Annotated in this window: 19 protein-coding genes; 6 read left to right on the top strand and 13 right to left on the bottom strand. The window is 62.6% G+C overall.

Features of this window, described 5'->3' with window-relative positions; genetic code table 11:
- Positions 1–94: 94 nt before the first annotated feature.
- The 3 genes from HNQ60_RS06590 to HNQ60_RS06600 all read right to left on the bottom strand — a co-directional run bounded on the left by HNQ60_RS06590 (position 95) and on the right by HNQ60_RS06600 (position 4,387).
- Positions 95–1,417, bottom strand: a complete 1,323-nt coding sequence (locus HNQ60_RS06590) for an acetyl ornithine aminotransferase family protein (RefSeq protein WP_184330255.1) — start codon at positions 1,415–1,417, stop codon at positions 95–97.
- Positions 1,418–1,423: 6 nt separating this feature from the next.
- The gene (locus HNQ60_RS06595) at positions 1,424–2,989 is read right to left on the bottom strand and encodes an aldehyde dehydrogenase family protein (RefSeq protein ID WP_184330256.1); all 1,566 of its coding nucleotides are present in this window, start codon (positions 2,987–2,989) and stop codon (positions 1,424–1,426) included.
- Positions 2,990–3,079: 90 nt separating this feature from the next.
- On the bottom strand, positions 3,080–4,387 hold the full coding sequence (locus HNQ60_RS06600) for an aminotransferase family protein (protein ID WP_184330257.1): 1,308 nt from the start codon (positions 4,385–4,387) through the stop codon (positions 3,080–3,082).
- A 130-nt stretch (positions 4,388–4,517) separates the two neighbouring features.
- Between HNQ60_RS06600 and HNQ60_RS06605 the strand changes: the two genes are divergently transcribed.
- A complete protein-coding gene (locus tag HNQ60_RS06605; RefSeq protein WP_184330258.1) occupies positions 4,518–5,771 on the top strand; it encodes a D-amino acid dehydrogenase in 1,254 nt (417 codons plus the stop codon).
- A 4-nt stretch (positions 5,772–5,775) separates the two neighbouring features.
- Here HNQ60_RS06605 and HNQ60_RS06610 read toward each other — a convergent pair whose 3' ends face one another.
- Both HNQ60_RS06610 and HNQ60_RS06615 read right to left on the bottom strand, forming a co-directional pair.
- Positions 5,776–7,209, bottom strand: a complete 1,434-nt coding sequence (locus HNQ60_RS06610; protein WP_184330259.1) for an aldehyde dehydrogenase family protein — start codon at positions 7,207–7,209, stop codon at positions 5,776–5,778.
- Positions 7,210–7,337: 128 nt separating this feature from the next.
- Positions 7,338–7,811 carry a hypothetical protein gene (locus tag HNQ60_RS06615; RefSeq protein WP_184330260.1) on the bottom strand — a complete coding sequence of 158 codons (474 nt, stop codon included), beginning with the start codon at positions 7,809–7,811 and terminating at the stop codon, positions 7,338–7,340.
- Positions 7,812–7,932: 121 nt separating this feature from the next.
- Between HNQ60_RS06615 and HNQ60_RS06620 the strand changes: the two genes are divergently transcribed.
- Positions 7,933–9,048, top strand: a complete 1,116-nt coding sequence (locus tag HNQ60_RS06620) for an alpha/beta fold hydrolase (RefSeq protein WP_184330261.1) — start codon at positions 7,933–7,935, stop codon at positions 9,046–9,048.
- Positions 9,049–9,210: 162 nt separating this feature from the next.
- Here the strand turns inward: HNQ60_RS06620 and HNQ60_RS06625 are convergent, their stop codons facing one another.
- Together HNQ60_RS06625 and HNQ60_RS06630 are read right to left on the bottom strand one after the other, a co-directional pair.
- On the bottom strand, positions 9,211–10,869 hold the full coding sequence (locus tag HNQ60_RS06625) for a flotillin family protein (protein WP_184331789.1): 1,659 nt from the start codon (positions 10,867–10,869) through the stop codon (positions 9,211–9,213).
- Between the two features lie 98 nt (positions 10,870–10,967).
- Positions 10,968–11,597, bottom strand: a complete 630-nt coding sequence (locus tag HNQ60_RS06630) for a YqiJ family protein (protein ID WP_184330262.1) — start codon at positions 11,595–11,597, stop codon at positions 10,968–10,970.
- A gap of 159 nt (positions 11,598–11,756) precedes the next feature.
- Between HNQ60_RS06630 and HNQ60_RS06635 the strand changes: the two genes are divergently transcribed.
- On the top strand, positions 11,757–12,257 hold the full coding sequence (locus tag HNQ60_RS06635; protein ID WP_184330263.1) for a GNAT family N-acetyltransferase: 501 nt from the start codon (positions 11,757–11,759) through the stop codon (positions 12,255–12,257).
- Here the strand turns inward: HNQ60_RS06635 and HNQ60_RS06640 are convergent.
- Positions 12,244–13,479 carry an alpha/beta fold hydrolase gene (locus HNQ60_RS06640; RefSeq protein WP_184330264.1) on the bottom strand — a complete coding sequence of 412 codons (1,236 nt, stop codon included), beginning with the start codon at positions 13,477–13,479 and terminating at the stop codon, positions 12,244–12,246. The genes HNQ60_RS06635 and HNQ60_RS06640 overlap by 14 nt on opposite strands.
- Positions 13,480–13,784: 305 nt before the next feature.
- Here HNQ60_RS06640 and HNQ60_RS06645 point away from each other — a divergent pair, with 305 nt between their 5' ends.
- Positions 13,785–14,741: a hypothetical protein gene (locus tag HNQ60_RS06645; RefSeq protein ID WP_184330265.1), complete on the top strand. Its 957-nt coding sequence runs from the start codon at positions 13,785–13,787 to the stop codon at positions 14,739–14,741.
- Positions 14,742–14,762: 21 nt separating this feature from the next.
- Here HNQ60_RS06645 and HNQ60_RS06650 read toward each other — a convergent pair whose 3' ends face one another.
- On the bottom strand, positions 14,763–15,725 hold the full coding sequence (locus HNQ60_RS06650) for a family 43 glycosylhydrolase (protein WP_221304074.1): 963 nt from the start codon (positions 15,723–15,725) through the stop codon (positions 14,763–14,765).
- A 198-nt stretch (positions 15,726–15,923) separates the two neighbouring features.
- On the opposite strand from HNQ60_RS06650, the gene HNQ60_RS06655 reads away from it, so the two are divergent.
- Together HNQ60_RS06655 and HNQ60_RS06660 are read left to right on the top strand one after the other, a co-directional pair.
- The gene (locus HNQ60_RS06655; RefSeq protein ID WP_184330267.1) at positions 15,924–16,307 is read left to right on the top strand and encodes a DoxX family protein; all 384 of its coding nucleotides are present in this window, start codon (positions 15,924–15,926) and stop codon (positions 16,305–16,307) included.
- Between the two features lie 275 nt (positions 16,308–16,582).
- Positions 16,583–17,458 (top strand): patatin-like phospholipase family protein, encoded by an 876-nt coding sequence (locus tag HNQ60_RS06660; RefSeq protein ID WP_184330268.1) that lies wholly within the window; start codon positions 16,583–16,585, stop codon positions 17,456–17,458.
- Between the two features lie 63 nt (positions 17,459–17,521).
- Here the strand turns inward: HNQ60_RS06660 and HNQ60_RS06665 are convergent, their stop codons facing one another.
- From HNQ60_RS06665 to HNQ60_RS06680, 4 genes are all read right to left on the bottom strand, one after another.
- Positions 17,522–18,268 carry a hypothetical protein gene (locus HNQ60_RS06665; RefSeq protein ID WP_184330269.1) on the bottom strand — a complete coding sequence of 249 codons (747 nt, stop codon included), beginning with the start codon at positions 18,266–18,268 and terminating at the stop codon, positions 17,522–17,524.
- 215 nt (positions 18,269–18,483) lie between these two features.
- Positions 18,484–21,435, bottom strand: a complete 2,952-nt coding sequence (locus HNQ60_RS06670) for a TonB-dependent receptor plug domain-containing protein (protein WP_184330270.1) — start codon at positions 21,433–21,435, stop codon at positions 18,484–18,486.
- A gap of 99 nt (positions 21,436–21,534) precedes the next feature.
- A complete protein-coding gene (locus tag HNQ60_RS06675; protein WP_184330271.1) occupies positions 21,535–22,842 on the bottom strand; it encodes a DUF1302 family protein in 1,308 nt (435 codons plus the stop codon).
- Positions 22,839–26,027 (bottom strand): outer membrane lipoprotein-sorting protein, encoded by a 3,189-nt coding sequence (locus HNQ60_RS06680; protein WP_184330272.1) that lies wholly within the window; start codon positions 26,025–26,027, stop codon positions 22,839–22,841. The genes HNQ60_RS06675 and HNQ60_RS06680 overlap by 4 nt, the downstream gene beginning before the upstream one ends.
- Positions 26,028–26,124: the final 97 nt, after the last annotated feature.

Genomic DNA, 26,124 nt, shown 5'->3' on the forward strand with positions numbered 1-26,124 from the left:
TCACTCCCGCGTGCGCGGGAGTCCATCCGGATGGATCCCCGCTTTCGCGGGGATGACGAGCCTTCTTCCTCTGGCTGGCTAGCCGGCTGGCTCGCTACCGGCTAATGGCTTCATCCATCGACGACGCCAGAATAGCGACCGCCTCATCGACGTTCGCCTTCGTGATCATCAGCGGCGGCATGAACCGGATCGTGCTTTGCCCGCACGACAGCAGCAACAGTCCGTTGTGATACGCACGCGTGATGATTGCGTCAGTGAGCTTCGACGCCGGTACCTTCGTGTTGCGGTCTTCGACCAGTTCCATCCCGAGCATGAGCCCCTTGCCTCGCACGTGCCCGATGCAGGAGAAACGGCCCTGCAGGTCGCGCAGCTGGTTCATGAAGTAGGTACCGACCTCGGCGGCATTCGCCATGAACTCCTTCTCGACGAGATCGATCGTCGCGAGCGCCGCTGCACAACATAATGGATTGCCGCCGTATGTATTGCCGTGCGCGCCGCGCTGCCATTTCTCCATGATCTTCTTCTTCGCGACGACCATGCCGATCGGCAGTCCCGAGCCGAGGCCTTTCGCGAGCGACATGATGTCGGGCGCCACGCCGAAGTGTTCGCTCGCGAACATCTTGCCCGTGCGGCCGATGCCCGATTGCACTTCGTCGAAGATGAGCAGGATGCCGTGACGATCGCAGAGGTCGCGCAGGCCCTGCAGGAACCCTTCCGGTGGCACCAGGTAGCCGCCCTCACCCTGAATCGGCTCGATCAGGATCGCCGCGACTTCCGAAGGCGGCACATTCGACTTGAACAGCACGTTCTCAATGTAGTTCAGCACTGCCCCGCCCTGATCCTCGCCGGCGAACAGCGGGCGATACATGTTGGGGTACGGCACGTGCGTCACGCCCGGCATCGTCGGGAAGAAGCCCTTCTGCTGCGTGTACTTGCTCGATGTGAACGAAAGCGATCCCATCGTTCGGCCATGGAAGCCGCCGATGAATCCAATGAAGCGCGGCCGACCAGTCACGTAGCGCGCGAGCTTCAACGAGCCTTCGACCGCTTCCGTGCCGCTCTGGCAGAAGAAGCTCATCGTCGGTTCGCGCATCGGGCTCAGCGCATTCATCTTCTCCGCGAGTGCGGTCTGGCGTTCATGCCAGTAGTCGCTCGAGATATGAATGAACTCATCCGCGGCGTCCTTGATCGCCTTCACGACGGAGGGATGACTGTGCCCCGTCGAGCACACCGCGATACCGGCGGCGAAATCGAGAAAGCGATTGCCATCCACATCCCAGACTTCGGTGCCTTTGCCGTGCGACATCGCGAACGGATAGTCGCGAGGATAGGACGGCGACGTGACCAGCGCATCACGCTTCAGCAGTGCTTGCGCCTTCGGGCCGGGGAGCGGGGTCTTGATGTGAGGAGATTGCATGATGGTTCATTCAACGATGGTTTGCGATTGCTCGCGCATGTACTGCGCCAGGTAGTAGAACGATGCGATTGCCTTGCCCGTGTTGCCGGAGCCTTTCCAGCCGCCGAACGGCTGGTAGCCCGGCCATGCGCCGGTCGTCGCGCCCTGAGGGCGATTCGCGTAGGTAACACCGGCTTCGATGCGATCGAGGAAGGATTTCACTTCCTCATCGGAGCCGTAGACGCCTGCCGTGAGACCGAGATCCGAATCGTTCGCGAGATCGACGCCTTCATCGAGACTGCGAATGCGACGCCACATCAGGATGGGCAGGAACATCTCCTCGCGCCACAGCGCGTGATCCGCTGGCGCCTCGGCCAGCGTCGGAGTCACGAAGTAACCATTCGCGAAGGCGCCCTGCGTGAGAACTTCTCCTCCCGCCACGATCGTCGCGCCGCCGGTGCGGAGCTGCTCGACGTATCGCGCGTAGTCGCGCTGCGCCTTCTCGCTGACGACAGGGCCGAACCAGTTCTCTACACGCGTCGGATCACCGATGCCCAGCGCTGCGATCTTCGATCTCAGTTTCGCCACCAGCTCATCGGCAACCGCATCTTCCACGTACAGTCGCGAGAGCGCGGAGCATTTCTGTCCACCCATCCCGTAGGCGCTGCGAACGATGCCGGCAGCGGCCCGCTCGAGGTCTGCTTTCGCAGTCACGACACACGCGTTCTTGCCGCCCATCTCCGCGATGCACGGTCGCGGATAGCGGCCCTGGATCATCTGTCGCGCGATCTTCATGCCGACATCGTAAGAACCGGTGAACGTGACGCCCGCAGTGTGGGGATGCTGAATCAAGGCATCGCCGATCGCCGCGCTCGGACCGCTCAGATAGTTGAACACACCAGGCGGAAGACCTGCGTCGCGCAGACAGTCCGCGAGCAGGCGACCGGCCCACGGCGTCTCGCTCGCGCCTTTCAACACTACGGTATTGCCGGTAACGAGCGCTGCCGCGACCGGGCCACCGGCCAGCGCGAACGGGAAATTGAACGGTGTGATGACGACCCACACGCCGTACGGCTTCATAACGCTGCGATTGCGCGAAACCGCGTTGGGCAGAGGATCGTTCGGCAGGACGTGATCGAAGGACTGCTGCTTCTCGAAATCGTCGCAGTACACGGTGAAGAAATCCGCTGTCTCCTGCGTCTCACCGAGAGCTTCCATCCGGTTCTTGCCTACCTCGAGCGCGAGCGCCGCACTGATCTGGTAGACACGCTCTTCGATGAGCTGCGCCACCTTGCGAAGCAGCCGGGTTCGCTCGGCAACCGGCGTCGCTCGCCATTTCGGCAGCGCCGCCTTCGCGGCCTGCATGGCCCGATCCGCATCCGCGGCTGTCGCCTGTGAGAACGCGCCCAGCACGACATCGCGGTCGATCGGGCTTCGCTTGTCGCGATGCTGCTGCGCGTGAACGTCTTCGCCGTCGATATGCAGCGCGTGCTTTGCGCCGAGTTGCGAGCGCACTTCTTTCAGTGCCGCATCGAAACGCGAATGCATTTCGGGCGGCGGATCGAACATGGTGGAGTAGGTTAGTTTGTACATGGGCGAAGAGACGAGTGACGGGTGATGAGGGTTGTGATGCGCTGGAAAGTTGCGAGTGGCTGCAGCCCGTCACTCGCCGCCGGTCACCCGTCACCTCAGTTTCATTGCTCCAATCAGCGCATCCAGCAATGACACCGCATCCTGCAGTTCCTCTTCCTGAATGACGAGCGGCGGCGCGAGCAGGATCAGGTTGCCGCGGAAAGCGAGAGAAACATTTCGATCCAGGGCGGACTTCACGAGCTGTTTGAGCGCCGGATGCGCGTCGGGCCACGAGCTCAAAGGCTCCCGGGTGTTCCGGTCGCTCACCAACTCGATGACAGCGAACAGGCCGTCGCCGCCGCGAACATCGCCAATGATTGCATGCCGCGCCTGCAGCCCGCGCAGCGCCTCGAGCAACTGTGCGCCGAGGGCACGCGATCGCGCAATCAGGTTTTCATTCTCGTATGTTTCGAGCGCCGCGATGCCCGCGGCGCAAGAGAGCGGGTGTCCGCAGTAGGTCAGCCCGGTATACAACATCTCGTGTTCGAGCCGCTGAGCAACGCCTGCGGAAAGCACGACTGCACCGAGCGGCAGATGTGCGCCAGTGAGACCTTTCGCGAGCGTCATCAGATCGGGGCGCCCTGCTTCACCGTACCGCTGCCATGCGAACCACTCGCCGCAGCGACCGAAGCCGCTCATGACTTCATCCGCAATCAGGTACACGCCCTGCTCGCGAGTTCGCTTCCTGAGCAACGGCCAATAGTCCGGCGGTGCGACGATTCCATTCGTACCGGCATTCGGTTCCATCAAGACGGCGGAGACATCGCCATGAGTGTCGATTGCATCGGTCACTGCGCCCACGGCTCGCTCCGCACACTCCTCCGCGCTCGTGCTGCCAAAGGGACAGCGATATGCGTACGGGGGAGGCACATGCGTAATGCCGAAAGCTTCCGGATTCACCTGGTGCCGCGTGCGCGTGTCGCCGGACAATGCCATCGCCGCATAACTTGCGCCGTGATACGAACGATCGCGCGTGATGATCCGACCACGGGGTTTTCCCGACGCCTGGCGTGCGAACTTCACTGCATTCTCGTTCGCATCGGCGCCCGCGAGCGTGAAGAAAACGCGCCCGCCTTCGAATCCCGATTTCTCGAGCAGCATTTCGGCCAGCCGCGCCCGGGGCTTTGCGCCCCATGCGCTCGTCACGAAGCACAACTGCTGCGCCTGTGCACGAATCGCGGCAATGACGTGAGGATGCTGATGGCCGAGATTGCTGCACTCGGCGAGACTGCTCATGTCGAGAATGCGCCGGCCATCCTCGGTATGCAGCCAGGCGCCGGCGCCGCCGACGATCGTCGGTGCCGACCATTCGGATTGCTTGCACCAGCTGTGCAGAACAGTCTGCTGTTCTGGATACATGAAGGCCCCGGCCGCGCGGCAATGATGTGTTGCGGCGCGACTTCGGAGATGATTGCGCTCGCGATCGGCATCATAGGGCCTGTGGCCCGATTTTTCCTCTTGGGCGATGGAATCTGGCGGCGGAACAAGAATGAAAGTTCTCATACTCGGCAGCGGCGTGATCGGCGTGACCTCGGCCTGGTACCTGGCAGAGGCCGGCCATCAGGTCGAAGTCATCGATCGGCAGCCCGGCTCCGCGCTCGAAACCAGTTTTGCGAATGCGGGCGAAATCTCCCCCGGCTACGCGTCTCCGTGGGCCGGCCCCGGCATGCCGGTGAAAGCGCTGAAGTGGCTGTTCATGAAGCATTCGCCGCTGGTCGTGCGACCGAGCTTCGATCCGGCGCAGTGGCGCTGGATCCTGCAGATGCTCCGCAACTGCACGCTCGCGCGCTACCAGGTGAACAAGAGCCGCATGGTGCCGATCGCTGAGTACAGCCGCGACGTGCTTCGCCAGCTGCGTGCGGACACTCGCATCGCTTATGACGAGCGGTCGATGGGAACGCTGCAACTGTTCAGGACACAGAAGCAGCTCGATGGGTCCGCTGATGATGTCGCCGTTCTGAAGGAGCTCGGTGTTCCGTACGAAGTGCTCGATCCAGCCGGCTGCATCGCGGCCGAGCCCGGCCTCGCCGACGTCAGTAACCTCATCGTCGGCGGCCTGCGCCTGCCCGAGGATGAAACCGGCGATTGCCATCTGTTCACACAACGCCTCGCTGCAATGGCGGCGCAGCGCGGAGTCAGCTTCCAGTACGAAACGACCATCGAAGCCATCGAAACAGAAGGCGAACGCATCGGCGCCGTTCGCACATCGAAGGGCCGACTCCAGGCCGACGTCTATGTGATGGCCATGGGCAGCTTCTCGACACCGATGGCGCAGACGCTCGGGATTCGCTTGCCGGTCTATCCCGTGAAGGGCTACTCGATCACCGTGCCGATCACCAATGCGGCGAAGGCGCCCGTCTCGACCATCATGGACGAGAGCTACAAGGTCGCGATCACACGACTGGGTGATCGCATTCGTGTCGGCGGCACCGCGGAGCTCTCCGGCTTCAACCGTCGCTTGCATCCCGCACGACGCGAGACGCTCGAGCTTTCACTGCGCGGACTCTTTCCCTCCGCCGGCAACGTCGGCGAAGCCTCGTTCTGGACCGGCATGCGCCCGATGACACCGGACGGCACACCGATCGTCGGCCCGAGCCGCTATCGGAATCTCTTCTTCAACACGGGGCACGGCACGCTCGGCTGGACGATGGCGTGCGGATCGGGTCGCGTGATGGCGGACATGATCTCGGGACGCAAGCCCGATATCGATGCGACGGAGTTGAGCCTGCAGCGCTACGCGTGATCGCTTAGATCTGCGCGTAGCTCCCCATCACCGCCTTCAGCTCCAGGAACTCCTTGAATCCCTCGGCGCCCCACTCGCGACCATTGCCCGACTGCTTGTAGCCGCCGAAGGGCGCGTAGAGATCACGCGCCGCTCCGTTCAGGTGAACCATGCCGGTCCGCATTCTCGAAGCGACTCGACGCGCGCGCTCGAGATTGCGTGAGTGAACGTGACCGGAGAGTCCATAGACCGTGTCGTTGGCGACGCGCACTGCTTCCTCTTCCGTACGATAAGGAATCATCACGAGCACCGGCCCGAAGATCTCCTCGCGCGCGATCGTCATCTCATTGGTGACATCCGCGAAGATCGTGGGTCGCACCAGGTAGCCGCGATCGAAGCCTTCCGGCCGGCCCGTTCCGCCGATCACGACGCGCGCACCTTCGTCGATGCCACGTTGAATGAGCGCCTGGATCTTTTCGAACTGCACTTTGTTCGCGACGGGGCCCATCGTCACACCAGCGGCCTTCGGATCGCCCACTACGAGTTTCTGCGCCGTTGCTCTGGCGATCTCGACCGCCTGCTCGTATAGCTTCTCCGGCACGAGCATGCGCGAGGGCGCGTTACACGACTGGCCGCTGTTCGCCATCATCCATGTGACACCGCCACCGACCGCAGCCGTGAGATCCGCATCTTCGAGGATGATGTTGGCGGATTTTCCGCCCAGCTCCTGCGACACGCGTTTCACGGTGTCCGCGGCCGCTTTCGCGACTTGCACGCCTGCGCGCGTCGAGCCTGTGAACGAAACCATGTCGATGTCCGGATGCCGCGAAATAGCCTCGCCCACGGATGGACCATCGCCGTCGACGAGATTGAACACGCCGCGCGGCACACCTGCTTCAGCAAGGATCTCGGCAAAGATGTGCGCCGTGACTGGCGCGGTCTCGCTGGGCTTCAGCACGACCGTGCAGCCCGTCGCAAGCGCCGGCGCGACCTTGCAGCTGATCTGATTCAAGGGCCAGTTCCAGGGTGTGATCAGGCCGCAAACACCGATCGGCTCCCGCAGAAGCTGGGTGGTGCCCATACGCTCCTCGAACGGAAACTCCCTCAGGATCGCGAGTGCGGTCGAAAGATGCCGGAAGCCGCTGCCCGCCTGGGCTTGCACGGCAAGGTCCATCGGTGCGCCCATCTCGTCGGACACCGCCTCGGCGAGGCTCGGGATGGAAGCCTCGTACGCTCTGACGATTCTCTCGAGCAACGCGATGCGTTCCTCGCGCGACGTTCTCGAATATGTCTCGAATGCAGCGCGCGCCGCCTTGACCGCGTCATCGACATCATCTGCGTTGCCGCAAAGGATCTGTCCCGTGACCTCTTCCGTCATCGGGTTGACCACCTGCAACTCGCGGCGGCCGGCTGGCGACACCCACGATCCGTCGATGAAGAATTTCCTGCAGTCGTACATGAGAATCTCCGGAGAACCCGACGGACGCACGCATCCGCTCGCTCGTTTATACCCGTCGCGGAGAGCGGCTCGGTTGCCAACGGAGGTGACAGCGGTGTGCTGAAGACACCGCGCGATGGGAGCGGCGGCTAACGTGCCGTCCGTGAGAGCCGCTCGCGCAGTTGGCGCACCGACTCCTTCATCCTGGCATCGTTCTCGAATCGCCGGATGTGTCGCAATCCAAAGCGATAGCCGCGGCCAAAGAAGCGGCGTTTCACAGAGAGCTTGAAGAAGAGCGTCTCATGATAGTGGAGCACCAGCGCGTCATCCGCGACAGGCCAGTGGGCGTTCAGCAAGAACGTCTCGTACCAGACGAGCAACTGCCGATGGGCGATCCGCCGGAACTGACGGTCCAGCAGCACGAAGTCGTTCGACTCCTCGAACGGACAGTCCTGCGACGTGATGATCAGATAACCAGGACCCAGTTCGTACTGCGCCTCGATAATGAATCCTGGGATCGACGTTCCGGTGAACTCGCCGTCGAAGAACAAACGAGTCTCGCGCGGCCACTTCTCGTACGGCCCCGAATGCTTCTCCAGCGAGAATGACTGTGTACTGCGCATGGGTGACGGCAGTGGACAGAGTTGGCGGCCGTTTGTCTACTACACCTGCAGCGCCGCCGACGTCGGAACTTGCGGGCTGCGAACGTCTTTATCGATATCTCTTCGCTGGCGAGGACTCACCATGGTTGTGCGCATTTCGACTTCGCTCGTGAGCTTGTTCGTCTCCACACTGGCGCTTGCGCAGACCCCCGTCAAACCTACGAACCGCGCCGAAGCCGTTGCGATCATCGCGGACGCGCGCCGGATCGTCACGCCCGACGGCGTCGAGCGGGTCGAGAAGCTGCGCATCGGCGGCATCGATCAGTGGGTCTCCATCCGTGGCACCGATCGGCGCAATCCCGTGTTGCTCCACATTCATGGCGGACCAGGCTACGTCTCGATCCCGATGAGTTGGTGGTTCGGCCGGGGCTGGGAAGAGTACTTCACTGTCGTGCAGTGGGATCAACGCGCAGCCGGCAAGACGCACCTGCTGTCGGATCCGAAGGCCATCGAATCCACCGTGAATCGCGATCGCATGATCGCCGACGCCGAGGAAATGCTTGCCTGGGTCCGCAAGGAGTTCGGCAAGGAGAAAGTCTTCGTCATGGGCCATTCGTGGGGCAGCTACCTCGGCCTCGACCTGGCCCGGCGTCATCCGCGGCAACTGCACGCATATATAGGAGTGACCCAGATGGCGGACGCTCCCGAGAGCGAACGCCGCGGCTGGCAATTCGCTATCGACGCCGCGCGGCGCGAGGGGAACGCGGAGGCCATTCGAGAACTCGAGGCCATCGCGCCCTACTCGCCGCCCGGCACTGTCGTTCCGCTGAAGGATCTCTACACGCAGCGCAAATGGGTCGGCGCCTACGGCGGCGTGATGGCATATCGAAAAGACAACGCCGCTGATAGCGCGCTCGCGCGACTCTCGCCCGACTACACGGATGCCGAGATCACCAGAATCTGGGAGGGCAACAATTTCGCTGCTCCTTATCTGCTCCCGGAAGTCGTGAGCCTCGACATGAGCGGCATCAAACGACTCGACTGCCCGCTGATCCTCTTTCTCGGGCGCAAGGACATCAACGTGAACTCCGAGGTCGCGGCTGAATGGTTCGCGAAAGTCAAAGCGCCCCGGAAGCAGCTCGTCTGGTTCGAGCATTCCGCGCATATGCCGATGACGGAGGAGCCAGGGAAGTTCCTGGTGTCACTGGTGAGCCATGCGAGGCCGATCGCGGAACGAGCCGGAGACGTTGCGCGATAGCCGGATTGTTGTCCCGCTGTGGGTCTTACTGTGGGTCCGGCTTCAGCCGGACGTGATGCCGAAGGCATGCTTCGCATGACGTCCGGCTGAAGCCGGACCCACAAGAAGAAGCGCAGCCGGCGGTAACGGCTCCTGACCGCTACCGCCGGTTACCACCATTGGTTACGCCTGTCCCGCTGAAGGCACCGGCAACGTCGTTGCGGGATGTGATGCTGACTTCACCAACCCCGCCAGTCCGTCACCCGACAAGCCCACTTCCTTGATGAGCTGATCGACGACCGGTGCGTACGCCCGATACTTCAGCGCCGCACCGACTGCCTGCTCGGCGAGATTGCCGCTGCCTGCTGCCGGTGCTCCGTCGCCAGCCTGTGCGCCAGCGGCGCCGGTGTTGAGACCGTCGACCTGCATGATGCGGATCGAGTCGATACTCTGCATCGGCTTCACGGCCTGCTCGATGATCCGCGGCAGGCCCTGGATCAGCGCCAGCTTCTCCTGCAGCGAGATCTGCGCGTTCGAGAGCGTGTTGATGGCTTCGTTCAGCAAGCGCTTGCCGGCCGCTTCCGCTTCGTAGTTCTCGCGATTTGCCTTTGCGAGCGTACGGATTGCGTCGGCCTTCGCTTCCGAAGCTTCCTTCTCAGCCATCGCGGAGACCTTCACGCTGATCGCCTGGCGTTCGGCTTCCTGGGTCGCGATGACGAGCGTGACTTTCTTCTCGCGCTCTGCCTTGGCGACATCTTCGGCGGTCTTCACAGCCTGTTCCGACTTGACCGCTTCGGCGAGCGCCATGTTGGCGCTCGCCTGAGCCTTCGACTGCTCTTCGGACTTCTGTGCCACGGAGATCGCCTTGTTCTGCTCGGCGATCTGGGTCGCGCGCTGCTGCTCGATCGACGCGATCTGGACCTCACGCTCGGCTTCCACTTCGCGCTGACGCACCGCCTGCTGCTTGGCCACCTCGGCCTCGCGAATCTGCCGCTGCGCGACGATCTTCGCTTCCTCGGCTTCGCGCGTCTTCTCGGCTTGCACCTTGGCGACCGTCGCTGACTGCTCAGCCTCGCGGTTGGCAACTTCCTGTCCCTGCGCGAGCTCGGCGAACCGCTTCTGACGATCGATCTCGAGCTGCAACTGCTTCGCTTCGAAGTTCTTCTTCGAGATCGCGACCGTCGTGTCCTGCTCGATTTCGTTGCGCTCGCGGCTGCGGCGCTGTGTCTGCTCGGTGAGCCGCGTCAGGCCCTCGGCGTCGAATGCGTTGTTCGGATCGAAGAACTGCATGGCCGTCTGGTCGATGCGGGTGAGCGACACGCTCTCGAGCTCGAGACCGTTCTTGAGCAGGTCCTCGCTCACTGCGTTCTGCACGCCCTGGATGAAATCCTGGCGCTTGTCGAGCAGCTCCTGCATCGTCATCGACACAGCCGCTGCGCGCAGCGCATCGACGAACTTGTCCTCGACGAGTTGCGAGAGCTGATCCGGATCCATCGTGCGCTGACCGAGAGTCTGCGCCGCGTTGGCGATTCCTTCCTTCGTCGGGACGACTCGCACGAAGAACGCCACGACCACGTCGACACGCATGCGGTCTTTCGTGAAGAGCGAGTCCTTGCCGAACCGCGTGACCTCGAGCTTCAATGTATTCATGTTCACGAGAATGGTCTCGTGAAACACCGGCAGCACGAGCGCGCCGCCATCCATCACGATCTTCTGCCCGCCGAGACCGGTACGCACGAACGATCTCTCCTTCGAGGACCGGCGATACAGGCGGGAAAAGATGGTCACGATCACCAGGAAACCGAGAAAGCCGATGCCCGTGAGAATCAGCCATTCAGTCATCTGCGCCGTCAACATCCGTTTTACTCCCAGTAGTTAGAAATCCCAGAAACGAAATCCCAGAAACCCAGGCAACTCGCACGGCTCGTGCCGCTCTTGCGTCAAACCAGATCGGGCCACGGATTGACGACTCCGGCGAAGCGGCTTCCCGAGATCTGCTTCTTCAGCAGGATCTGCTCGCCGCTGCCGAACGTGACGCCCTCCGTTTCCGGCTCGACCATGATGTAGAGATTCTGGCCGTGCTCGTTCGCGACTCTCGCCTGCGCCGGGTAACCCGGACGCGCCGTGCCGCCAACCATCGTGGCGACGCGGCCGATCAGCGTTTCGAAAGACACCGCGAAGGTCTGATCCTGCGGAATGATCCGCGCAAGGCCGGCGCCGAGGATGCGAACGAAGGGAAGCGTTGCGAAGAAGGCCAGCGGCACCGAGATCAGCGTCGGCACCCACAGCCCGAAAATGCGGTTCGCGACCATGTTCAGCGCGAAGCCGGCCAGCGCGAACCCCATGAGGAAGAGCACGACGAGGACCAGGAACGGCACCCGCCCGACGTGCAGCCAGCCGAGGACGTTGTCGAAGGGTCCGTGAACGCTGTCCCAGGGATCAGGCAGCGCGCTCTGAAGCCATTCCGAAATATTCGCTCCGGCAACCATCGCGAGTCCTTCGACGACTGCAATGAGAAGCATGAGGAAAGTGGCGATGGTGAACGGCCATGTCTCTGCGGCGAATAGCACGGTTCTTATCCTTCCTTTGAGCGTTTACGACCCGCTGCGCACCGGCATATTGAACTGGGCCGCGGGCGGTTCGGCAAGGCGTTGCCGGTGAATGGCCACGGGTCACCGGTCAAAAAATGCGGCTGCTTTCCCGCGCCGAACCGATATTCTGTAAGCATCATGTCTGTCGCCATTCGTCCCTGTATCGCGCGGGATTTCGACTCGATTCTCGGGATCAATGCTGCGGCTGCGCCCAATGTCGCCCTGCTCGATCGGGCCGAGCTGCTGCGTCTGACGTCGATGAGCGGCGTATTCGTTGTCGCGGAAACGCGGGCGGGGATCGTTGGTTACGTCCTGGCGATGAACAGCAGCGCAAACTACGACGGCGAGGAGTTCCAGCATTTCCGCGCCTCATTGGCGCGGCCCTTTCTTTACATCGACCAGGTAGCCATATCGCTGGACGCGCGGCGATCCAGCGTGGCATCCGACTTGTACGCGCACGTCGAGGACCTGTGCGGATCGCGCGACGTAAGAATGCTGTGCTGCGAGGTCAACGTGGATCCGCCCAATCCGGTGTCGATGCGATTTCACGAGAAGCGTGGCTTCTCACGATTCGGCGAACTTGATACGAGCGATGGGCGGTGCGTAGCGTTGCTGGTAAAGGCCCTCAGCGAATCCTGAACGGCGGTCTGCGAAGCGCACCGCACGACGCCCCATCGATCCCACGCGCCTGGCCGCCGCGGACGAACTGCTCGTACAGCTTTCCGACACAGTCACTCCACTCTGTGTGCCCCCGATTGCGCAAGACCACTTCCGCGCGCTCGGTGAATCCCGGCGCAACGCGCTCGGTGAACCACAGAGGTGTCGCAGGATCGGTGTCACCCGAAACGAAGAGCGTCGGCACGGACGTGCGGACTGGATCGCGATAGTTCGCTGGAAGACGAACCGTCGGCCATTCCTTGCACGCCACCTCCTGCTGGCGGACGCGGTAGTCCCCGAGGAACGTGCCCTGCGATTGCGGCGCGACACTGGCCTCCTCCAGGAACGCGATGTCACCGCTGCAGGCGATCGCAAAGAAAAGCCCAAAGCTCACAGGGGATTCCGCCGAATCGCGACGGCTGGTGTCGGACAGGATCGTCTCGACGATCGGATTCCAGTTGCCGACGTACGCCTGATGGATGAACCACGGTACCTGCGCTGCAGTCTCCGCGCGATATAGCCTCGCGCGAAGCCATTCGACGAATCGGCCGCGTGGCAGCTGCGTTTCGACGGCTCCGCCGGGGACCGAGACCTTCACGCCCTTGTCGAGCCGCGTAAGCACCTCATTGAACTCGGCCCGCAGATTCGGAAACGCGGCGTGACACTCCGAATCGGCGGCGCAGGCGCCGAAGGTCTTCTCGAAGACGTCCTGCAGAGCCTTCGCCATCGGCAGCGGAATGACGACATCGAGAGGCACGACGCTGCCGAGATAGGCAGTTCGTGCGCTTTGCGGATGAGTCTTGAGAAAAATCTGGGCGGCGCGCGTTCCATAAGAACCAGCGAACAGATTCATGGGCCCATAACCGAGCTTCCTCCGGACGTACTCGAGATCATCCGCGAATCGCAGATAGGAGTACGCGCTCAGGTCCGCCGATGCGTGCTGCCGGGCGCAACGCCTCACTGCGGAGGGCGGAAAGAAATTCTGAAGATTCTCGGCCGCTTCCTCGTCGCGATACATATCGCAGTTCAACGCACTGGATCGTCCTGTTCCGCGCTGGTCGATCAGCACCAGGTCGCGCTTGTCGAGCAGCGATGCGAACTGCTCCGAGTAGTAGGCGGCGGCGCTGATCGCCTCCTCGCCAGGCCCGCCCATGAGTGGAACGATCGGGTCGGGAAGCGCCTGGCCGCTCCTGGCTGACACCACGACGACACTTATCTGGATTCGACGACCGCCCGGGCGCCCCGGATCCTCAAGGACCTCTATCGTCCCGCACCGCGCAGCTCGCTCGACATCAGGGACCCTGCAAGGTGAGAGCACGTCCGCTGCAAGGCTGTTCGCGCTGGCGAACATGCAAAGGACCAGCACGATACCGGCGGACGCACGCGATAAGCAGTTCATGTGGCAACTCCCGACGCTTGAAATCCTCAACGCCTGCAAAGGCCCCAAGATCCCGTTCTCTCGCCCGCCCGTGCTAGATTCCCCTCACCGACAAAGAGAACAGCACAGCCATGCGATCGAGCATTCTGCTTGCCTGCGTATGCGCCTTCCTCCTGGGTCCGCCGGCGATTCGCCCGGCTTTCGCGGCGGAAGCCTACTGGCGCTGCGCAGTGGGCCGGGTCGTCGTAGTGACGAACAGCAGCGGCGCACGCTGCGAACGGCTGCTGCGCGCAACGCTGCGGTACGAACAGGTGCTGATGGATTTCACCGGACTTGAAGCAGACACCGCGCTACCGCCGCTCACTCTTTACTCGCTGACTCGCGACGACGCAAAGCGTCTCATCTTCAAACCGGGGGAGCTGGAAGAACAGAAGCGTTCGCGCTCATATACGCACAGCAAGTACATGCCCTCCGCCGACGACGTCGTCGCGGTGATCGTGGACCAGCCCGGCGATGAGCCGCTGCAGTCGGCCCTCTTCATGTACGGGCAAGGCATGCTGTCCTCTCAGGCTGCACGGTCCTATCCCGCCTGGTACCAGCTCGGCATCGCCAATCTGCTGAATGGCCTCATCATGAAACCCGACGGCACGGTGCTGCTGAACCGAAATCCGATGTTCATGGCAGCCGTCGAGAACGGCAAGCGTCCCACGGAACGACTCGATCTGCCAAAGCTGCTCGAGGCAGTCCCGCAGAACCTCGCGCCCGCGGATTTCAATGAACTCGCCAGTCGCGCACATGCGTGGGCGCTGTTCGGCGTTCTGACCACTCCGGAGCGTCGCGAACGCTATCGCGAGCTGGCGATGCTCATGCGCCAGCGCACGCCAGCCGCAGAAGCAGTGCAGGAAGCTTTCGGTAAGCCTCTGCCAGAACTGCAGGCGGAGTTCGAGGCCAACCGCTGGCGCACTGAAGTTTCCTACCGACTGGAACCGCCCGCTTCGGCGCCTCCGGCGATCGACGGGCCGACGGCGATTCCTGCAGCCGATCTCACCGTTCTCATGGACCAACTCAAGCAACGCGCGACGAGCTGAGCATGAGTTCGTCGCACGGGCTCACTCGCCCGGCGGCTGAAGCGTGAACTCGATTCGCCTGTTCCGATCGACGATGAGTCCGCCATCCCGCAGTTCGAGCTCCGCCACCTGGATGAGCGTGCGTTGCTTCCAGTAGGGATCGGATGCCGCTTCGGGTTCGTTACCCTGATGCACGAAGTAGAAGATGAACGCGCGTTCCTGGTCGCCCGAACCGCTGACCACGACTTCCGGATGCTGACCCTTGTCGCGGTCGGTGGGCTCCGATCCGGGCCGCTCGAGAATGCGTGACGGCTGCTGCGTCCATGATGTTGCATCATATGAACTCAGTACGACCAATCCTTTCCACGCATCTGCGATCAGCCAATACTTCCCTTTGAAGCGGAAAACTTTCGGTCCTTCGGCCGCAGCCGGCATCACGGGCGATTTCCCGGTGCGCGTCCATCCCGACGGCGCATCGCTCTCCGCAACGAAGATGCCACTGTGGGCACGCTCGTCTTTGAACCAGAGACGGTAGCGGCTCCCAATCTTGACGACACTGGCATCGATGACACGCGATGAGCCCAGGTCGAGTACGTCCGCGCAGGCCCAGCGCTGCAGATCAGTGCTCGTGAGATGCACGATCCTGCTCGTGGCTTCCGGAATGCCCCAGCGATGAAAGACACCAGGGACGACAGTCAGCCACAGATGATAGGTGCCGGCTTCGTAGTAGGTCTCCGGTGCCCAAAGCGTCTCGCCCGTGCATTCCTTTGGAAATTCCGCCGTGCCTTGATAGCGCCAGTGCAGACCATCGTCAGAGCGCGCAATGCCGATGGGTGTCGCATGCACCCAGGCGACGTCTTTCGGGTCCTCCAGCCGCAGCGTGGCACGCCGGTTCGTGTAGAACATCTTCCATTCGCGTGCGCCGCGGTCGTAAATGATGGAAGCGTCGGCTGCGCCATCCATGATCGGATCGCGATAGAGCGGCTTGGGTGCGGGCGCAGCCACGGCATGCAAAGCCGCACTAGCCAGAAAGCACGCAAGTACTACTGCGGAGCTGAAGAATCGCTGCGACATGGACGCCTGTCGATCCAAAGCGGAAAGTCTCGAGTGTAGCTCTCCCATTCGGGGAGGTCGCGAGCGTGACGGATCCACTATGATCGGCGCGGCGCATATCGCGTCGCGACCTCGAGAGGGACGGCAGTCATGAACGAAAGCACCGGCAAACTGATCCTGAGGCTGGCGCTCGGCATCCTGATCCTGTTGCACGGCATCGCCAAGATGACCGGCGGCATTGGCTTCATCTCCGGTACGGTGCAGTCGGCGGGACTGCCGGCGTTCCTGGCATACGGCGTCTACGTGGGTGAAGTCATCGCGCCGATCATGGTGCTGATCGGCTGGCACTCCCGCATCGGGGCCGCGATCATTGCCGTCAACATGCTGTTCGCGATCGGGCTGGTGCATCGGGCGGAGTTCGGCAGCCTGAGCCAGACCGGCGGCTGGGCACTCGAGCTGCAGGGCATGTTCCTCTTCGTCGCCATAGCGCTCGTCCTGCTCGGACCTGGACGATTCAGCATCAACCAGAAGTGACCTGCCCCACGAGGGAGCTGGCTAGCCGTTAGCCAGAGAGAAGTACACGCCGTCATTCCCGCGAAAGCGGGAATCCATCTGGAAACAAGGCATCTGGATCCAGGCACGGACTCCCGCGTGCGCGGGAGTGACGGACAACCTGTGTCCGGTTCCTCGAATCTCCTGCGTCCGACCTGGCAAGAGCGGCGCATTCCGCACCGTCTTTTCCGGGCACAGTTGCCGCATCGCGGCGTCATGACTGCGCTCATACAGCATGGTCCTGAGGAGATTCTTCGATGAGCAGTCCAACCCCTTCCATCAGTCCGCCACGCCCGCGCCTGGCGCTCGTTCTCGGCAGCGGCGGTGTCCGCAGCATCGCTGCGCTGGGCATCGCCGACGTCCTTGCCCGCGAAGGGTTGCGACCCGATCTCGTCGTGGGCTGCAGCTCCGGGGCGATCTTCGGCGCGACGATCTCGATGGGGCTCGACAGCACGGATTCACTCGCTCTGGCAACGCGCCTCTGGTCCGCCGATCTCACCCAGAAGAAGCGCTGGAAGTCCTACGCGCAGCTCGTCGCGCCGCGGCTCATGGGCTTCGATGCGAACTTCTCCCTGCGCGACGCCTGCCTCATTGCGCATCGGATCGAGCAGGCATTCGGCGAACGCTGCCTGGAGAACTTGCCGACGCCTCTTCGGGTCGTCACCACCGACTCGATGACCGGTGAAGGCGTCGTGCTGCGCTCAGGCCTCGTGAGAGACGCATTGCGAGCGAGCATCGCACTGCCCTTCATTTTCCCGAGCGTGGAGATCGGCGGCCGTCGCCTGTCCGATGGCGTCGTCTCGAATCCGTTGCCGGTGTCTGTCGCGCAGGATGCGGAAGCAGTGATCGCTCTCGGGTTCCGCGGCTCGATGCCTCGTCGCATCGACAGGCCGTCACGCCTGATGGCGCAAGTCTCGACTGCGATGATCAACAACCTGCAGCAGTCACAGATGCGTGCCGCCATTGCGTCCGGTCAGCGCGTTCTCAACTTCGAACTGGACATCGATCGCCGCATCGGACTCTGGCAGACCTCCGCAATGCCGCGAATCTTCGAGGCGGGCCGGACCGCGGCGCAGCGTCGCCTCGGTGACATCCATGCATTGCTGGATGCCGCTGACCGACGAGCTGCGTAGCTCGGCGATCGCTCACGCGGCCCACGCGAGGGCTCGGGGATCAGTCCCCGAGCCCCTTTTGTTTCAGGCGCCTTCGAGCTGCGCCATGTAGGCAGAGACAGAGTGTGACTTCGTCTGCGGATGAATGAGCTCGCCGATCGCGTACGCCAGCAGCTCGTTCGTCCAGTTCTTGAACAGGTGGAACACTTCGGCCACCAGCTTGATGCACCGTTCGCGCTGCCCGGCATCGAGCGCAATCTCGGCCAGCTCACGATGATCGTCATGCCCCATCGAATGGCCCGTCTCCAGGTTGAAGTGGAAATCGCCGAGGTAGCGCAGCGACACGGACTCCTCCTGCTCGATCGCGCGCGCCAGGCGCGCAGTGAGAGCGAACAGGACGTTTCCGGTCTCCTCGATGGCTTCGATGATCACGAGGCGCTCGACCGGCGTCGCGTCGTACAGCAGGTGCGCAAGCTGTGCGCTCAGCATCCGGTTCACCTTGGTGCGATCGCTGTACAGCGAATGCAGCACGGCAGTAGTGGGCTTCGCCTGATCGAAACCGAGCGTCGTGTAATCCTCGAGGTACCACGGCCAGTGGTGGTCATCTTCGTACGTATGCGCATTCACCATCAGCTGGTGACGGTCGGTCGACTTCTCGTCGCGCATCACGTATTTGTTCAGATCGCCGAAGGCGAGAATGAACGGCGCCATGCAGGGATAGAACGACAGGCGCTCGCGGGGCGTCATCGAATCGTCGCGCATGAACTCGAACAGGGGCAGGTTGGCATAGGTTCTCTTCGCTTCGAAGATCGCCCTCATCACAGCACGCATCGTCGTCTCCGGTATTGATGGACACGAAGTCAGACGCGGGTAGTGCGGTGATCCGGACATGTCTGAAGGGCTATGAGCCGCGAGCGACGAGCTATGAGTCAGAAGTGTCTCCTCTGGCTCATAGCTCATAGCTCATAGCTTCCAAAAAAAAAATGCCGCGGCGAACACCGCCGCGGCCCAAGAGGTTCCAACGTTACGGGAGAGAGTTGGAACGGTCAGAAGCGGATGTTCGCCCTGGCGAAGTAGCGGCGACCGAGAACGTCATATGTCGATGGATCCGTGCCCATCTCGATGAAGGACGTGTACTGCGGCGGCTGCGTGTCTGCGAGATTCTCGACACCGACCATCAGGTTGATGCCTTCGGCGAACTGCCACGACACATTCGCGTCGAGGTAGGTTGTCGCCTTGGCACCGACCGTCGTGAACGGATCGTAGGACGCGTATTTGTTCTCCATCTCGGGCAAGTGACGCACGCGCAGGCCGACGCCCAGTGGACCGCGATTCCAGTCGGCATTGAGGAAGAGCTTGTAGTCCGGGAATGCACTGCCCACCGAGTCGCCGATCGTGCCGGTGAAGTCGATCTTCGGAATGGCCGGCACGTACTGCACCTCCCACTTCCGCAACCAGCTCGCCAGCATGTTCAGATTCACGCGGCCCGCATTGCCGAGATCGAGACCCCAGTCGATCTGAACGTCGATACCCGACGTGTTGAGCTCGGACACGTTCTCGGTTCCCTGGCTCGGCACCCAGGCACTACCGTTCGATGGTGCCCCGTTGGACAGAGTGCGTCGGTTGAGCGCCAGGCACGAGGGATCATTGGGGTCGAGGCCCGGATTGTTGCCCTGGAATCCGTAGCACAACAGCGCGATCTCGCCGGCAGGAACCGAGAAGATCGCATCCTTCAGCCGGATGTCGTAGTAGTCGACCGATGCGCGCAGATCGCTCAGCGCTCCGCTCCATGGGGAATCGAACACTACGCCGAAGGTGATCGTGTTCGCGCTCTCCTCCTGCAGATCCGGATTGCCGCCGCCGAATGTTTCGATCTGGCCGCCGTTGAACGAGAACGAATCGATGTTGGCCTCCGGAATTCCCTGGGCGACGCACAGTGCGCGAATGCCTCCGTTGCCGCCGTTCGCCACGTCCGCATTCGGTCCATTCATCCGCACCGCCGAGCTCACGGAGCACGGGTCTTCCAGCAGCGGCGGGTTGTTCTGGTCCGACGGGCTGAAGAGTTCGAAGATGCTGGGCGCACGTACTGCCTGCTGCCATGAAGCGCGGAATCGCACCGCGTCCACGGGCTGCCAGTTGCCTTCCACCTTGAAGGCTTCCGCCGATCCAATCGTTGAGTAGTCGGAGAGGCGGGCGCCAAGCGTCACGCTCAGTGATTTCGCAAAGCTCACATCGGTGAGCAGCGGCAGGTAGAGCTCGCCGAAGAATTCACTCACGTTGTAGTACCCGTCGAGTGCCGACTGCTGGTTGAATCCGACCAGGTCACCGCGAGACACGGCAAGGTCGGGCTTGAACGAGTACTTTTCTTCGCGCCAGGCTGCACCGACTGAGAACTGCGCTTCGCCAGCCGGCATGTCGAACGCCCGTCCACCGAAAGTCGCCTCCGCCATGGTGTGGTCGAGCGTCGTCCGGTTGGTGAAGTACGAACGCACGTAGTCGGCGCATGCAGCGGAAAGACCCGCGGGTCCCGTGAAGGGGTTGTAGCCGCCTGCGCACAGGCTCGCACCGCCATCCGTCGCGTTCAGCAACGCCTGCAATCGCGTGCGTGAGAGATCGTTGTTCAGCAGTGTCGCCTGACTCATCTGCGACGTCGCCGCGTAGGCATCCCAGTGCCACGCGCTGCCGACGTTGCCCTTGAAGCCGGCCAGGAACTGATAGACGTCGTACTCATCGAACGTCTGTCGCGGTCCGACGCCTTCCATGCGCTGGCGATAGCTGAACTCCGCGTTCGGGTTCGGCCGCGATGCGAGGAGCGTACGCAGATCTTCAGGGATGAATGGATTCGTGACGGGGATCGTGATCCGGCTCGCCGGAACAGCCGCGATCTGGCCGAGCGACTCGTAGGTCGTATAGAAGACCTGCGTGTAGGCATTGACGCTCTCCGACACGTCCAGGTCGCCGAACATCGCCAGATTCCAGCGCTCCATCGGCCGCGACAGCAGGTTCGGAGGACCGAAGTTGTAGCTGTACGCATCGGGATTGAATCCCGGCAGCGCGGTGTCGCCGCGAAAGTTCGCCACGGAGTTCGAGCCTGGGACGCCCGTACCCATGGTGAACAGCGTTCCGTCGGCGTTGAAGGCGATCTCCTGCCCGCGCGACACAGTGCCGGGTGCGAACCCGTAGCGGGCAAACACCTGATCCATCGCAGCCTGCGTATGTGAGTTGTTGCTCGCAAGCGAGTAGAGGCCTTCGGTGATCGTCGGCGATCCCTGCGGCACACTGCCGCCACGGCGCACGTCCATGACGACTTCGGAGAACTTCCTGTCGCCCTGGAGAATCTGGTCGCGTTCGCTGTACTGGATGCTGATCACCGCGTTGCCGCGGTCGTCCGCGAAGTTGCTGCCCAATGTGAATGCGGCATTCCATTCGCGGCCGTCGTTCAATGCGGTCTCACCGAAGCCCGTCTGGAACTCGACGCCTTCGAAGTTCTTCTTCATCGTGAAGTTGGTGACACCAGCGATTGCATCGGAGCCGTACACAGCAGAAGCACCGCCCGTAACGACCTCGACCCGCTCGATCAGAGCGGCCGGCACGATGTTGACATCGACGGTTCCGTTCGAGTTCGCCGGAGGCAGGCGTCGGCCGTTCAGCAGCACGAGGTTGCGATTGGTGCCGAGCCCGCGCAGATCGAGGTTCGCCTGACCGCCGTTCGCCGGATTGTTGGAGCTCGTGCTGATCGACGGCACGAACTGTGGCAACTGGTTGAGCACGCGCTCGATCGAGATCGCGCCCGTCTCGCTGAGCACATCGGCGTTGACGGAGGCGACCGGGCTGTCGGATGCGAAATCCGGCCGCTGAATGCGGGTTCCGGTGACTACGATCTCCTGGATGTTCTGATCCTGCGCGTTCGCAGGCGTTGCAAGTGCTGCCACCGCTGCGGCCAGCAGCGTCGTGCGCACTGCGTACTGAACAGCGCCTTGTCTGTCTGTCGTCTTCATTCCCCACTCCCACGTTTGAGCACCGCGTTGCGGTGCGTGATTCGAGTCGATACGTCGACACCGAATCAGACGCAGGATGGATGAAGATCCGGACAACGGTCAGCGCGAGCGCGACCAGCTCCACTGAAAGTCGATGCCGGCGCGCGATGCATCACGAAACTCACCGAAGAGCCCATCAGGGTCACCGTAGAATTTCTCCAGCGAGATGCCGACGGAAATGTTTGCCGATGCCTGCCAGGAGAGCCGCGCCTGCACTCCTCCATCACCGCGAGTCAGGCTGGAAAGCCACAGGGCCCGCAGCTTCCAGCTCTCGTTTCTGAAGGAGCGCTGGACGACGAGCGTCGCTTGTCGCTCGACCGGTTCGCGCGTCATGAACGGATCGACGGTCTGCAATCTCGATTCGAAGTACTGGACGGAGAGCAGCGTATTCGTCAACGCCGTATTGTCGACGCCGACGACGAACGCGAACTCGTCTGAAGCAAAGGCACGGTCGACATCGAGTGGGCTCTCGGTAATGAACCAGCGATCTGTCGAGTAACCAACCTCACCGCGCAATGTCGTGCTGCCGAAGGCATTCGAGAACGTCGCACCGAACAGGCGGCTGCGTTCATAGCGAGGCGCCAGCACAGGCCCTGCCTGCGTCGGCGCGATGAACGGCACCGGATCGTCGTAGTAGTGATAGAGATAGTTGAGCGTGACATCCCACCCGCCGACGAATGCGGACAGACGTGCGCCCGCGTCGCTGCCGTCTTCGACACCCTTCGGCCGCAGCGGCGGTCGCACTTCGATTGGACGTGTCGGACGCGGCACGAGCAACGGCGTGGTGATCGCGAACGCCGCGTTGCCCAGCGGGATCTCGTCGTAAGTCGGATCCGGCAGCCACAGCAACTGCAGTGTCGCAGGACCCACGGGCACTTCCGCTTTCAGCGTCCAGAGAGGAATTCGCCGATCCTGGGGGTCGGGCCAGATGAACTCGCGGAACGAGAAGGGATTGACGACATCGAGCACGCGCAGCCCATCCGCCTGGCCCCAGACGACCTGCTGCTTCCCCAATCGCAAGAAGGCCGGGCCGATGTGACCGTCGATGTAGAACTCGCGCAGTTCAGCGTCAGCTGTGTCGCTGAGTATCCAGCGGCGGTTGTAGCTGCTGCGTTCGTGCTGATCGGGCCGGCCCGGCTCAAGGCGATCCTGTGTGTCGGCCCGCACGCGTGCGACTGCGGTCAGTGACCAGCCGGAGTCAGATGAAATTCCGGCGTTGAGATCCACGGTCGCTTCCGCGGTCTGCAACTGGCGCGAATACTCTTCGGCTGCGGTATCGAGCCGGACGATCGCGGAAGACTGACCGTCGAGAGCAGGTGCTGATGTGGCGGCCAAGACAGCGACGAGCGCCGCCACCGAGCGCGTCACAGCCCCCGCTCCATCTGCTGCTGAGTGAACAGCGTGTCGGCGAGCTTCTGGTTGAATCGCACGTCGCGGAAGTCGATGCGGGTCCGATGGCCGGTTTTGTGATTGGCCACCTCGATCCGCATCGCCGACCAGATGCCGTTGACCTGCCTCACGTCACGATTCTCGACGGTCTTCAGCAACTGACCGGCGCGATCCCAGTACTCGATCCGCAGCGCCATGCCGGATTTCTCGTCGATCCACCAGTTCGCGCGTGAGTAGCCGAGTTGCGTGGCAACCGCTTCGCTCGAAGCCGTTCCTTCGATCACCGCACAGGCAGTGCCGTCGGCCTCGGAGCGGTCGATCAGCCGGAAGCGCCAGTCCTCGAGCGTTACGCGGCTGTCGTTGCGGATCTCGTCGTAGGTAAGATCGGTGCCGAGAAAATAGTCACCGCGATCCGCGGCGGGCACGCGACGCACCTTTCGTAGCGCTGGCAGGTACAGCCATTGGTCGCTGTCGTGTGCCGTATCCTGATAGTCGAACACCAGGAAAGCAGTGCCGCGCACATTCGCCGGCGACTGGTAGAAAATCGCCATTCGCCGCCCGTCCGCGACGTTCTTCCTGACAGCGCGTGCGACCTGCTCTCTCACCACACCGTGGCGATCGATGAGCTGGATATGGGCAACACGATCGACGCTTTCGCCTTCTTCGCGGGCTGCCACCACCGCCATGATCTTGTCCGCGTCGCCATCCTCGGCATTCGCTGTCTGCCCGCTGGCCATCCATATGCCGACCGCAATGACGAGCAAGGGCGCGAGGCGCTGGCTCAAAGCCGATGCATGAGGCAGATCGCGCCGCGATCGTTCGCTCACGAGCTTGAGGAGCGCCGGCAGAACTGTCAGCGCAGCAACGAATGCACCCACGATGGCAATGGACACCAGCACGCCGAACATGCGGATCGGCGGCGCGGCGGACAGTGTGACGATGCTGAATCCGATGCCAACGGCGACCGCGTTGAACAGGACGGCGCGGCCGGTGGACTGATAGACGTACATGACCTGGGCGTCGACGTCCGCGAATCGCGCTTTTGCCTTGCGGGCCCGCGAGATCATGTGAATGGCGAAGTCGATACCGAGACCGATCGCCACCGATGCGAACATCGAAGTCGCTACGCCGAGCCAGATGTCGCCGATCCCCATGGCGGCATAGACGAACAGCACCGAAACCACGAGCGGCGCGAGACACAGCAGACCGTCGCGAATCGAACGGAAGATGGCTACGCACATCAGCAGCACCGCCAGCGTCGAAGCAATCACGCTCCAGGCATGACCGGAGGCCACGGACTGGACCCACTCGTAGTCGAGCATCACTCTGCCGGTCAGCGTTGCTTTCGCCGTACCGTCCGCGAACTCGCGATCGATGAACTTCTGGGCGGCGTGAACGATGGCCTGCTGCTCGCTCCAGCGATCGGCTCGCAGGTACGTCCGGACCAGAGCCGTCGAACGACTCGAATCCACCAGCGACTGAAGCTCAGTGGGCGGCACCGAAGCCTGATAGACGAACAGAAGCTGCGCGATGAGCGCCGGGTCTTCGGGAATCTTCCAGGACAACGCCGCCCCACCGTCGACGGCTCGATTCAGCTGCTTGACGTAGTCGACGATCGAGATCGAACCTCCGACCTCGGGCAGCGATCGCAGATGCTTCTCGAGAGCTTCGATGCGCCGCAGAACTTCGGGCGCGAGCACGCCGTCCTCGTGATCCGTCTCGATGACGATGTCCAGCTGATTCGTTCCGGCCAGCGTCCGGTTGATCTCGCGATCGGCGATGTGGATCGCCTCGCTTTCGTTGAAGTTCTCGATGCGCGCGTGATCGACCTTCACGTTCGCCGCCTCGAACAACGCGGCGATGCAGAGGATCGCGCTGAGCAGCAGCACCATTCGCGGCGCCCGAATGACTCGGGCACCCAGCGCCATCATGGCGCGACTCATCGGGTCGGAGGCGGCGCCGGCGCTGCGCTCGATGAGGCGACTCGGTCGCTTCGGCAGCACCGCCATGAACGCCGGCAGGAACGACACCGTCAGCAGCCACGCAACCAGCACCCCGAAGGCGCCGAACAGTCCGAAGTAGCGGATCGGCGGCATCGTGCTGGTGACCCAGAGTGAGAAGAAGCCGGCGACCGTCGTGACCGCGGTGAGTGCGATCGGGCGCCAGACATTCCGGAGCGCATCGACGATGACATCATGATTCTCGGCGAACGGTCGTTCACGCTGCAGCGTGTAGTACTCGCCGAACACATGCATCGGCTCGGCAACGCTGATGCCGATGAGCACGACGATCATGCCGTTGGTAATCGCGTAGAACGGCACGTGACTCGCCGCCATCACCCCCAGCGTCGAGACGATCGTTGCCACGGCAATGACCATCGGCAACGCGGAACTGCGGATCGTCAGAAAGGCGCAGAACAGGATGAGAGTGACCGCAATTGCAGTGAACGGAACGAGCCGCCCGGCATCGCGATCGATGTAAGTGGAGAAGTAGCCCGTGATCGCACCGGCTCCGGCTACGAAGACCTCTTCGCCGCGAGGCCGGGCCATTGACTGCGTCAGGTCGAGCACCGCCCGGTACGTTTCGGCGGCGCGCGTTTCATCCAGCAACTCGGCCACGATGATCGTGGCCGTGCGGTCATGCGACACGAGAGTGCCGTCGTAGAGCGGCGAATCATTGATCGCCGCACGCAGCTTCTCGACGGTCGCGACATTGATCTCTCCCGCGGGCAGCAGCCGCTCGATCTCGATCCCCTCCTCGCCGCCCGCGATGGAGCTCTGGCTCACGAGACTCGTGATGCGATCCACATCGACGTTCGGAACGGACTCGAGGCGTTCGACCAGGTCGCGCACGAGCCGCAGACTGTCCGCGTTGAGGACACCGCCCGCATCGATTGGCGTCCTGACCGCGATGACGAGCGGCTCTTTGAGTCCGAAAGCATCAATGACGCGTTCCCGATACAGCAACGCGGGATTGTCGGGTTCGATGTACGCGTTGGCGGTCGTGTCTTTCTTCAGGCCGCCAGCGAGATACGCCGCAGTGCCGATCGACAGTGCGACGACAGCGAGCACGAGGTACCGCTGCGAAACGACGAATCGCAGCCAGCGTTCGATGGCACGATCGACGAACGCAGGCGCCTGCGAGGGAGTGTTGTGAGAAGGCATGGGAGGACTCCTATGCCTGTACAGACGCGGAAACGGGGCGAATCAGGACGGAGGGTGTACGAAAGCCGGCCAGACGGTAGACGCAGGAAAGATTCCG

Source organism: Povalibacter uvarum (assembly GCF_014202975.1).
Classification (GTDB): domain Bacteria; phylum Pseudomonadota; class Gammaproteobacteria; order Steroidobacterales; family Steroidobacteraceae; genus Steroidobacter; species Steroidobacter uvarum.